The sequence below is a fragment of the Streptomyces sp. NPDC059874 genome, assembly GCF_042731135.1.
Lineage (GTDB): Bacteria > Actinomycetota > Actinomycetes > Streptomycetales > Streptomycetaceae > Streptomyces.
In genome coordinates this window covers 1-10,392 of sequence record NZ_JBHWJY010000147.1, presented here as the reverse complement: position 1 = coordinate 10,392, position 10,392 = coordinate 1, and the positions used below count along the sequence as shown (strand labels likewise).

Annotated in this window: 7 protein-coding genes; 1 reads left to right on the top strand and 6 read right to left on the bottom strand. The window is 71.8% G+C overall.

Annotated features, from left to right (window positions below):
• Positions 1-142 precede the first annotated feature (142 nt).
• Genes hemG through ACFV9H_RS40440 form a run of 6 tightly spaced genes read right to left on the bottom strand, consistent with a single transcriptional unit; the run spans position 143 to position 9,323 of the window.
• Complete coding sequence (gene hemG / locus ACFV9H_RS40465; RefSeq protein WP_385408841.1) at positions 143-1,516, bottom strand: protoporphyrinogen oxidase; 1,374 nt, start codon at positions 1,514-1,516, stop codon at positions 143-145.
• Positions 1,517-1,562: 46 nt separating this feature from the next.
• Positions 1,563-2,771, bottom strand: coding sequence for a TIGR04053 family radical SAM/SPASM domain-containing protein (locus ACFV9H_RS40460; protein ID WP_385408839.1), 1,209 nt, complete (start codon positions 2,769-2,771; stop codon positions 1,563-1,565).
• On the bottom strand, positions 2,768-3,493 hold the full coding sequence (gene narI / locus ACFV9H_RS40455) for a respiratory nitrate reductase subunit gamma (protein ID WP_385408837.1): 726 nt from the start codon (positions 3,491-3,493) through the stop codon (positions 2,768-2,770). Before narI ends, ACFV9H_RS40460 begins: the two co-directional genes overlap by 4 nt.
• Positions 3,493-4,152, bottom strand: coding sequence for a nitrate reductase molybdenum cofactor assembly chaperone (gene narJ / locus ACFV9H_RS40450; protein WP_385408835.1), 660 nt, complete (start codon positions 4,150-4,152; stop codon positions 3,493-3,495). The genes narI and narJ overlap by 1 nt, the downstream gene beginning before the upstream one ends.
• Positions 4,149-5,672: a nitrate reductase subunit beta gene (gene narH, locus ACFV9H_RS40445; protein WP_385408833.1), complete on the bottom strand. Its 1,524-nt coding sequence runs from the start codon at positions 5,670-5,672 to the stop codon at positions 4,149-4,151. The genes narJ and narH overlap by 4 nt, the downstream gene beginning before the upstream one ends.
• The gene (locus tag ACFV9H_RS40440; RefSeq protein WP_385408831.1) at positions 5,673-9,323 is read right to left on the bottom strand and encodes a nitrate reductase subunit alpha; all 3,651 of its coding nucleotides are present in this window, start codon (positions 9,321-9,323) and stop codon (positions 5,673-5,675) included.
• A 172-nt stretch (positions 9,324-9,495) separates the two neighbouring features.
• Here ACFV9H_RS40440 and ACFV9H_RS40435 point away from each other — a divergent pair, with 172 nt between their 5' ends.
• Positions 9,496-10,266, top strand: coding sequence for a YwiC-like family protein (locus tag ACFV9H_RS40435; RefSeq protein WP_385408829.1), 771 nt, complete (start codon positions 9,496-9,498; stop codon positions 10,264-10,266).
• Positions 10,267-10,392 lie beyond the last annotated feature (126 nt).

The window sequence follows — 10,392 nt, the reverse complement described above, 5'->3', positions numbered from 1 at the left end:
ACAGGTCTGGGGCGGAGCCCCAGGAACCCGGCTCCGCCGGGCACCGGGCTCCGCCCGGACCCGCTCCTCAAACGCCGGAGGGGCTGGATTTCGCCCCGGCAGGGTCGGAGCGGCGCGGCCCCGCAGAGGCCGCAGGGCCGGGTCAGGCGGCCAAGGTGGTGGCGGCGGTGCGGCCCGTGGCCACGCAGGCGGCCACGCCCACGCCCTCGTACGCGGCTCCGCACAGCGCGAGGCCCGGGAGCTTCGAGGCTGCCTCGCGGATGCGGGCGACGCGGGCGTGGTGGCCGATGCCGTACTGGGGGAGGCCGCGGTCCCAGCGGGTCACCCGGGCCGCGAGGGGTTCGCCCATCGGGCCCACCGCGTGGTGGAGTTCGGTGATCGCGGCGCGGATCAGGTGGCGGTCCGGGCGGGCGAGGAGGTCGTCCTCGCCGATCCGGCCGATGGAGGCGCGCAGGACGAACGTGTCCGGGGCGGCCGCGGCCAGCCACGGCCACTTGTTGGAGAGGAAGGACGCCGCCTTCAGGGTGTGCCCGTCCACCGGCGGGACCAGGAAGCCGTTGCCCTCCGGGAGGAAATGGGCCCGGGCGCGGGAGAACGCCATCGTGATCACGGCGGTCGAGGCGTGCGGGATGGCCGACAGCTCGGCCTCGGCCAGCGGGGAGTGCGGGCGCAGCAGTTCCGCCGCGGCGAAGGCCGGGAGGGCCAGGATGACCGCGTCCGCCTCCATCGTGAGGACCCCGTCACCGGTCATGGCCCGGACCCGCCACCGGTCACCCGGCAGCCGCTGCAGCGAGCGCGCCGTCGTACCGGTGAGGATGCGGGCTCCGCACGCGTCGGCGACCGCCTGCGGGAACCGTCCGGTGCCGCCGACCACGCCCTGGACGGCCACCGGCGCCGACCGCGGCGCGCCCGCCGCCTTCATCCGCCGCAGCGCCGGCAGCAGCGGGCCGCCCTGTCGCGCGAGCGCCGCGATCCTCGGCATGGCCGCGCGCAGCGAGAGCCGTTCGGCGCGGCCGGCGTAGACCCCGCCGAGCAGCGGTTCGACGAGCCGGTCCACCGCCTCTTGGCCGAACCGCCCCGCCAGGTAGTCGGTGACCGAGCAGTCCTCGGTCAGCGGAGCCGCCGGGAGGCCCTCCTCCTCGGCCACCCGCGCGACGCCCCGGGGCGACAGCAGGCCGGTGCCGATCAGAGCGGCGGGGTCGGTCGGTACGCCCATGACGTGCCCGGCCGGGAGCGGCCGCAGCGCGCCGTTCGTCCAGATGGTGGTCGGCGCCTTCGACGGGTCGCACAGGGCTTCGCCGAGTCCCACGGCGGCGGCCAGTTCCACCGCCTCCGGCCGCAGGGCCATCAGGGATTCCGCGCCCTCGTCGACGGTGATTCCGGCGATGGTGCCGGTGCGGAGCTTGCCGCCGACCTTGCCGTGGCTCTCCAGTACGGTCACATCGGCCTGGCCGCGCAGCTGCCACGCCGCGGCCAGACCGCTGATTCCGCCACCGATGACGATCACTGAACGCATTGTCTTCTCCCGCGACCGACACGACTGATATGTTCCCGCATGAAACTTATGCCGGTTCCGGTGGGTGGCGCCTCGTGCTTTCGGCCAGAGCCCGGACATCGTCCGGGTGGGGGAAGCTGCCGGGCTCGTACGCGCAGTACGGGTCCGCTTCCAGCACGTCACGCGTGAAGCCGTACGCCCGCGAGCGCGAACCACCGCACACCGTCTTGTACTCGCACGCCCCGCACTTCCCGCGCAGCAGCGACGGGTCCCGCAGCCGCTCGAACAGCTCCGACTCCCGGTAGATCTCCGTCAGCGGGCGGTCCTTGACGTTGCCCGCCGAGACGGGGAGGAAGCCGGACGGGTGCACCTCGCCCGTGTGCGAGATGAAGACGAAGCCGCGCCCCGAGGAGACGTCCATCGGCGGACGGCGCACCGCCCGCCGCTCCCCCTCGAAGAGGCCCAGCTCTACCGCGCGGGCCGTCAACCGCCGGTACAACGGGCCGAGTTCCGGCCGCTCCCCGCGCGCTTCGAGGGCGGCGCGCTGGAGCGCGACCCGGCGGAAGTGGTGCCCCTCGGTGGTCTTGGTGGCCATGATCGAACCGCAGTCGTGGAGGAAGTGCAGTACGTCCTCGATCTCGGCGGGGGTGAGCGGGTCCAACTGCTCCCCGCGGCCCGTGGGGACCAGCACGAAGCCCGACCACAACATCGCGCCCTCGCGCTTCACGAGCGCCGCGATGTCGGCCAGGTCCTCCAGGCTGTCGCGCGTGACCGTGGTGTTGACCTGCACCTTGAGGCCGAGTTCGCGCGCCGCCCGCCAGCCGTCCAGCGTCCGGTCGTACACCCCGGATACGCCACGGAAGGAGTCGTGCCGATCCGCCGTCGAGCCGTCCAGGGAGAGTGACAGCGCCACCGCGCCCGCGTCGCGGACCGCGACGAGATTGGCCCGCGTGAGGGCCGGCGTGCCGGAGGGGGAGACGGCGACGCGCAGGCCCAGCGAGGTGCCGTACGCGATCAGGTCGGTGAGGTCGGCGCGCTGGAACGGGTCCCCGCCGGTGATCACGAAGAGGGGGCTCGGCCTGCCGAAGTCGGCGATCCGGTCCATCACGCGGCGGGCGTCGGCGCCGTCCAGCTCCTCGGGATGGCGGGCGGTCTGCGCCTCGGCCCTGCAGTGCAGACAGGCCAGCGGGCAGGCCCGGGTGGCCTCCCAGATGACGATGAACGGCCGCTCGGAGACGGCGTGCCGGGGCCGCCGCACGACCGTGGCCGGCCTCACGAAACACGCTCCCAGCCCCGCTTCGGCGCCCGGTCGGCCAGTTGCTTCGGATCGCGCCGGCGGTAGACCACGTACGGCCGGAACAGGTACTTCAGCGGCGCCGAGAACATGTGCACCAGCCGCGAGTACGGGATCAGCGCGAACAGGGTGAACCCGAACAGGATGTGCAGCTTGAAGGCGAGCGGGGCGCCCGCCATCAGGTGGTAGTCCGGGGTGAGGGTGAACAGGCTGCGGAACCAGACCGAGATGCCTTCGCGGTAGTTGTAACCACCGGTCTGCCCTGTGGAGTTGAGGATCGTCGCCGTCAGACCGAGGATCATCGCACCGAGCAGGAAGGCGTACATCAGGTGGTCGCTCTTCAGCGTCGCCCGGCGCACGGCGGGCACCTTGAAGCGCCGGTGGACGAGGATGCCGATCCCGACGGCGGCCGCCACGCCCGCGACCGCGCCGGTGGAGACGGCCAGCAGGTGGTACGCGTGATCGCTGAGGCCGACCGCGTCGGTCCAGCTCATCGGGATCAGCAGGCCCACGACGTGGCCCAGCACCACGAAGAGCATGCCGAAGTGGAAGAGCGGAGAGCCGATGCGCAGCAGCCGCGACTCGTGCAGCTGCGTGGAGTGGGTGGTCCAGCCGAACTTGTCGAACCGGGCCCGCCAGACCGTGCCCGCGATCAGCAGGGCGACCGAGACGTACGGGAGCACGCCCCACAGGAGGAGGTCCATCAGGCCGTCCGCCTTTCCGCGAGGGTGGGCCAGGGGAGGTCGGCCGGCATGTCGATGCCGGGCCCGAACGGTTCGAGGGGCGATCCCGCGCCCACCAGCTCCTGCGGCGGTCCGTTCCTCGCGAGCGCCTTCGCCTCGGCCTTCGTCTCGGGGGAGGGACCGGGCAGCGTCGCGCAGACCGCCTCCAGCACCCGCGCGTACGGGGACCCGGACTCGGTGAGCGCGAGCCGCAGCAGCTCCAGCCCGGCCCGGTGCTCCTGGAGCAGCTCGGTGCCGGCTTCCTCGCGAAGCGCCGCGAACTCCAGGGCCACGGGCAGGAAGTCGGGCAGCTCCTCGCCGGTGAACTCCAGCCCGAAGTCCCGGTAGATCCGCTTCAACCGCACCAGGGACAGCCCGCGGCGGCGCGTGTCGCCGTCCACCCACCACGTGAGGTAGAGGCAGCGGCGCCCCCGGGTGTCGAACGTGGAGGTGTACTCGGCGCACAGCTCGATCGGGCCCAGGGACTCGGTGTGGTCGAGGAAGGAGCCGAGCAGAGCAGCCGGTTCGGCGGGCGCCCCGGCGAGGGCCGCGCGGAGCCGGGGGAGCTCGTCGTGGAAGTGGTCGCCGGGGTACTGCAGGGCGCAGCCCGCGACCAGGCGGACCAGGGCGTCGGGGGTCATGAAGTCCTCCTCGTGGGGCTGAGGTTGAGCATCACGCGGGGCTTGCCCGCCTGCTCGCCGACCGGGCATGCGGCGTCCAACGGATGGGACTCGGCGAGGGCGTCCGCGTCGGCGCGGGCCGCCGTCGGGATCACGAAGCGGTCCTCCGGCTTGGCGATCGCGAGGAGGCGGAACATGTCCTCCATCTCGACGCCGGTCAGGCCGACGGCGGAGGCGATCGACTCGTCCTTCTCCTCGCCGAGGTTGACCCGCCGCATGTACGCGCGCATCGCCGCCATCCGGCGCAGCACCGCCTCGACGGCGTACGTGTCACCGGCCGTGAGGATCGCCGCGAGGTACTCGACGGGGATGCGCAGGGCGTCGATGGCCCCGAAGAGGTTGCCCGCGTCCTCGCCGTCGCTGCCGGTGGCGGCGACCGCCTCGACCACGGGGGAGAGCGGGGGCACGTACCAGACCATGGGCATGGTCCGGTACTCCGGGTGCAGGGGGAGGGCGACCTGGTAGGTGGCGATCAGGTCGTAGACGGGGGAGTTCCGCGCCGCCTCGATCCACTCCCGGGTGAGCCCGGCCCGCCGCGCGGCGGCGATCACGGCCGGGTCGTTCGGGTCGAGGAAGCACTCCAGCTGGGACGGATAGAGGTCGTGCTCGTCCTCCACGGCGGCGGCCTCGGCGACCTTGTCGGCGTCGTAGAGCATCACGCCGAGGTAGCGCATCCGCCCGACGCAGGTCTCGGAGCAGACGGTCGGCATGCCGACCTCGATGCGCGGGAAGCAGAACGTGCACTTCTCGGCCTTGCCGGTCCGGTGGTTGAAGTACACCTTCTTGTACGGGCATCCGGTCACGCACATGCGCCAACCGCGGCACTGGTCCTGGTCGACCAGGACGATGCCGTCCTCCTCCCGCTTGTACATCGCGCCGGAGGGGCACGAGGAGACGCAGGCCGGGTTCAGGCAGTGTTCGCAGACCCGGGGGAGGTAGAACATGAAGCTCTGCTCGAACTCGAAGCGGATCTTCTCGCCCACCTCGTCGCGGATCTTCTCCACGATCGGGTCCTCGGGCGCGTGGGCGGGGGCGCCGCCGAGGTTGTCGTCCCAGTTCGGGCCCCACTCGATCTTGTCGATGGGCTCGCCGGTGACCTGCGAGACGGGGCGGGCGGTGGGCATGTCGTCGCCCGCCGGGGCCTCGGTGAGGTTCTTGTACTCGTAGGTCCAGGGCTGGTAGTAGTCGTCGATCTCAGGGAGGTCGGGGTTGGCGAAGATCGTGCCGAGCTTCTTGAGCCGGCCGCCCGCCCGCAGCCGCAGTTTGCCGGAACGGGTGCGCTCCCAGCCGCCCTTCCACTTCTCCTGGTCCTCCCAGCGGCGCGGGTAACCCTGGCCGGGGAGGGTCTCGACGTTGTTGAACCAGACGTACTCGGTGCCCTGCCGGTTGGTCCACGCCTGCTTGCAGGTGACCGAACAGGTGTGGCAGCCGATGCACTTGTCGAGGTTCATGACCATCGCGACCTGCGCCATGACCTTCATCTAGTACTCCACCTTCTGGTCGCGGCGGCGGATGACCGTCACCTCGTCGCGCTGGTTGCCGGTCGGGCCGAGGTAGTTGAAGGCCCAGGTCAGCTGGGCGTAGCCGCCGATGAGGTGGGTGGGCTTGAGCATCACCCGGGTCAGCGAGTTGTGGATGCCGCCGCGGCGGCCCGTCTTCTCCGTCTTGGGGACGCCGACGGTCCGCTCCTGCGCGTGGTTCATGTAGACCGTGCCGGGCGGCATCTTGTGGGAGACGATCGCGCGGGCGGTGATCACGCCGTTGCGGTTGACCGCCTCGATCCAGTCGTTGTCGGCGACCCCGATCGCCTCGGCGTCCTGCGGGGACATCCACACAGTCTGACCGCCGCGGCCCAGCGTCATCATGTAGAGGTTGTCCTGGTACTGGCTGTGGATCGCCCACTTGTTGTGCGGGGTCAGGTAGCGGACGGCCACCGACTTGGCCTTCTCGTCGACGACGCCGAGCTCCGGCTCCCCGTACAGCGTGTGCATGTTGAGCGGCGGCTTGTAGACGGGGAGCGACTCCCCGAGCTCGTGCAGCCAGTCGTGGTCGATGAAGAAGTGCTGGCGGCCGGTGAGGGTGTGCCAGGGCTTGAGGTGCTCGGTGTTGACGGTGAAGGCCGTGTAGCGGCGCCCGCCGGACTCCGAGCCCGACCACTCCGGCGAGGTGATCACCGGGACCGGGCGGGCCTGGGTGTCGGCGAAGGTGATCCGCTTGCCCTCGGCCTCGGCGGCCAGGTGCGCCATGTGGGTGCCGACCTTCTTCTCCAGGGTCTCGAAGCCCTGCGTCGCGAGGCGGCCGTTCGATGTGCCGGACAGGGAGAGGATCGCCTCGCAGGCCCGCCGCGCCGTGTCCAGCCGCGGGCGGCCGTCGGCGACCCCGCCCCTGACCAGGCCGTTCTTCTCACCGAGGTACGCGACCTCCTCGGCCACGTCGAAGGTGATCGCCTTGGTGGTCACGCCCAGCTCGTCCACCAGCGGGCCGAGCGCGGCGAACTTCTCGCCGACCGCCCCGTAGTCGCGCGTCACCACGGCCAGGTTGTACATCGTCCGGCCCGGTACGGGCTCGCACTCGCCCTTCGACCAGTCGAGGGCCACCCCGCCCGGCTGCGCCATCTCGCCGCCCGGGGTGTCGTGCTGGAGGGCCGTCGCCACCAGGTCCTTGCGCACGCCCAGGTGGACGCGCGCCAGCTCGCCGAAGCGCTCGGCCAGGCCGCGGAAGGCGTCGTAGTCGGAGCGGGCCTGCCAGGGCGGGTCCACGGCCGGGGTGAAGGCGTGCAGGAAGGGGTGCATGTCCGTGGAGGACAGGTCGTGCTTCTCGTACCAGGTGGCCGCCGGGAGGACCACGTCGGACAGGAGCGTCGTGGACGTCATCCGGAAGTCCATGCTCATGAGGAGGTCCAGCTTCCCCTCGACGTCCTCCTCCCGGTACGTGACGTCCTTCGGCGCGCAGCGCGGGCCGTCCTCGGGGAGGTTGGAGTGCGTGCCGAGGAGGTGCTTGAGGAAGTACTCGTTCCCCTTGGAGCTGGAGCCGAGGAGGTTCGCCCGCCATACGTTCAGCACGCGCGGCCAGTTGCGCGGCGCGTCGGGATCCTCGCCGGCGAAGCCGAGCGTGCCGTCCTTGAGCCGGCGAACCGCTTCCGCGATGGCGTCGGGAGCCTCCCCCAGCTCCAGCGGATTGCGGTCGAAGGTCGGGTAGGACGGCATCCAGCCCATCCGGGCGCTCGCCGCCAGGCAGTCGGAGCCCGTCATGCCCTCGAAGGCGCCCGTGCCCAGCGGGGAGGCCAGCGCCTCGGCGGGCAGCGTGTCGTAACGCCACTGGTCGGTGTGCAGGTAGAACCAGGCCGCGCCGATCATCTGGCGGGGCGGGCGCGACCAGTCGGAGGCGGCGGCGAGCGTGGCCCAGCCGGTGACCGGGCGGCACTTCTCCTGGCCGACGTAGTGGCCCCAGCCGCCGCCGTTGCGGCCCTGGCAGCCGGTGAGGGTGAGGAGGGCGAGGAAGGAGCGGTAGATGGTCTCGGAGTGGAACCAGTGGTTCGTGCCCGCGCCCATCAGGATCATGCAGCGGCCCCCCGACCGCTCGGCGGTCCGCGCGAACTCCCGCGCCACGCGCGCGGCCTGGGCCGCCGGCACCGAGGTCAGGGACTCCTGCCAGCCGGGGGTGCCGGGCTGGGAGGCGTCCTCGTAACCGGTGGGCCACTCACCGGGCAGGCCCGCGCGGCCGACTCCGTACTGGGCCAGCATCAGGTCGAACACGGTGGTGACGAGCCGGCCGCCGAGCCGGCGGACGGGGACTCCGCGGCGGACGGTACCGCCGCGCTCGTCGTCCTCGAAGCGCGGCAGCGAGATCTCCGCGGTGCCGCTCTCTCCGAGGAGCGTCAGCCGGGGGACGATCCCGCCGAGGTCCAGATTCCACTCGGGGGTCTCGTTCTTGCCCCAGCGGTGCCCGAGCGTGCCGTTCGGGACGACCGGCTCACCGGTCACGTCGTCGATGAGGACGGTCTTCCAGTCCGCGTTCTCCGTTTCCTTCCCGAGGTCGGCGGCGGTGACGAACTTACCCGGCACCAGCCCCTGTTCCGTCTCCTTGAGCGATACGAGAAAGGGAAGGTCCGTGTACTGCCGCACGTAATCGGTGAAGAAGGGCGTCTCCTTCTCGACGAAGAACTCCTTGAGGATGACATGGCCCATCGCCAGGGCCAGCGCACCGTCCGTTCCGGGGTGCGGATGCATCCATTCGTCGGCGAACTTGGTGTTGTCCGCGAAATCCGGGGAGACGGTCACGACCTTCTGCCCGCGGTAGCGCGCCTCCGCCATCCAGTGCGCGTCGGGCGTACGCGTGACCGGGACGTTCGAGCCCCACATCATCAGGTACGCCGCGTCCCACCAGTCGCCCGACTCGGGGACGTCGGTCTGGTCGCCGAACACCTGCGGGGAGGCCACGGGCAGGTCGGCGTACCAGTCGTAGAAACTCAGCATCGGCGCGCCGATGAGGGAGTGGAAGCGGGCGCCGGCCGCGTGCGAGGCCATCGACATCGCGGGGATCGGCGAGAAGCCGGCGACGCGGTCCGGGCCGTGCTCCTTGATGGTGTGCACGTGCGCGGCGGCGACGATCTCCGTCGCCTCCTCCCAGCTCGCCCGCACCAGACCGCCCTTGCCGCGGGCCTGTTGGTAGGCGCGGCGGCGCTCGGCATCGCCCTGGATGTCGGCCCAGGCCTCCACGGGATCGCCGAGGCGCTGCCGGGCCTCGCGGTACATGGCCAGCAGGGCGCCGCGGACGAGGGGGTGGCGGACCCGGGTGGGGGAGTACGAGTACCAGGAGAAGGAGGCGCCGCGGGGGCAGCCGCGGGGCTCGTACTCGGGGCGGTCGGGGCCGACGGACGGGTAGTCGGTGGCCTGGGTCTCCCAGGTGATGATCCCGTCCTTGACGTACACCTTCCAGCGGCACGAACCGGTGCAGTTCACGCCGTGGGTCGAGTACACGACCTTGTCGTGGCTCCACCGGTCCCGGTAGAAGGCCTCTGCCGCGCGCCCGCCCGTGTGATGGACGGTGCGCAGGTCCTCGGAGACCTCGGCGCGGGTGAAGAAACTCCCCGCCCTGACGAGTGGATCCGCGGCGTCCTGACGCTTCTGCAAAGCGACCCTCCAGGCCGAAATCAATGGTGCGTATCGACGCTACGCCCACGGAATAGCCGAATCCGGTGACAAAGGTCCCGTACGGGCATGACCTCTTTCCGGTATTTCGCGGGCCGAGTGGGTGCGAGGCTGGATCGCGTCCAACTCCGCTGCGGTGGAGGTAAATCGCGCGATGAAATTCCAATTACTGGTGGCGAGTGCGTTGACGAAAAGATCGGGGCACACCTGGCTCCCGGACCAGCACGGAGCATGGGCGATGCTGACGGTGCCGTTCCTCGCGGGCACGCTGCTCGCCCCCCGGCCGGGGTGGGCGCACGCGTTGCTGTTCGCGGCCTGGCTGCTCGGATACGTCGCCATCTTCCACGGGCAGCAGTGGCTACGGCTGCACGCGCGCGGCCTGCGCTCGGCACGGCGGCACGGGCGGCCGGCGCTGGTCTTCGGGGCGGCCTTCGCGGCGGCGGCCCTCCCGGTGGCGGCGCTCCACCCGTGGCTGACGGCGGCCGCGGCGGCCGCTTCCCCCTTCGTCCTGGTCAACACGTACTACGCCTGGCGGGGGCGGGAGCGGGCCCTGGTCAACGGGCTCGCGGCGGTGGTCCCGGCGTGCGGGATGCTGCTGGTGGCGGCCCGGCTGGGCGGCCTCGGGCCGGCGGGGTCCTGGCCTCCCGCGGCGGCCTGCCTCCTGTACTTCGCGGGGACGGTCCCGTACGTGAAGACGATGATCAGGGAGCGCAACTCCCGGGCGTACCGGGTCGGTTCGGTGACCTACCACGCGGCGGCCCTGGCGGCGGCGGCCTGCCTCTCGCCCTGGCTGGCGATCCCCTTCGCGGCGTACCTGGCCCGCGCCGTCGCCCTCCCGGGCCGGGGGCTGCGTGCGCCGCTGGTCGGCGCGGTCGAAGTCGCCTGCTCGGCGGCGCTGCCGGCGACGCTGCCGCTGCTGTTCTGACGGCGCCGCGGTGCTGGGCGCCGCTGCGCGGAGCCCCCAGCTGGGGCTCCGCCCCCACCCCTACGGCGCTCCGCGCCCGCGCCTCAAACGCCGGCGGGGAAATCCAGCCTCGCCGGCGTTTGAGGC

Excerpts from the sequence above, each read along its gene's own strand:
- hemG (WP_385408841.1), bottom strand. The coding sequence starts at position 1,516 with ATGCGTTCAGTGATCGTCATCGGTGGCGGAATCAGCGGTCTGGCCGCG.
- narJ (WP_385408835.1), bottom strand. The coding sequence starts at position 4,152 with ATGACCCCCGACGCCCTGGTCCGCCTGGTCGCGGGCTGCGCCCTGCAG.
- ACFV9H_RS40435 (WP_385408829.1), top strand. The coding sequence starts at position 9,496 with ATGAAATTCCAATTACTGGTGGCGAGTGCGTTGACGAAAAGATCGGGG.
- narH (WP_385408833.1), bottom strand. The coding sequence starts at position 5,672 with ATGAAGGTCATGGCGCAGGTCGCGATGGTCATGAACCTCGACAAGTGC.
- narI (WP_385408837.1), bottom strand. The coding sequence starts at position 3,493 with ATGGACCTCCTCCTGTGGGGCGTGCTCCCGTACGTCTCGGTCGCCCTG.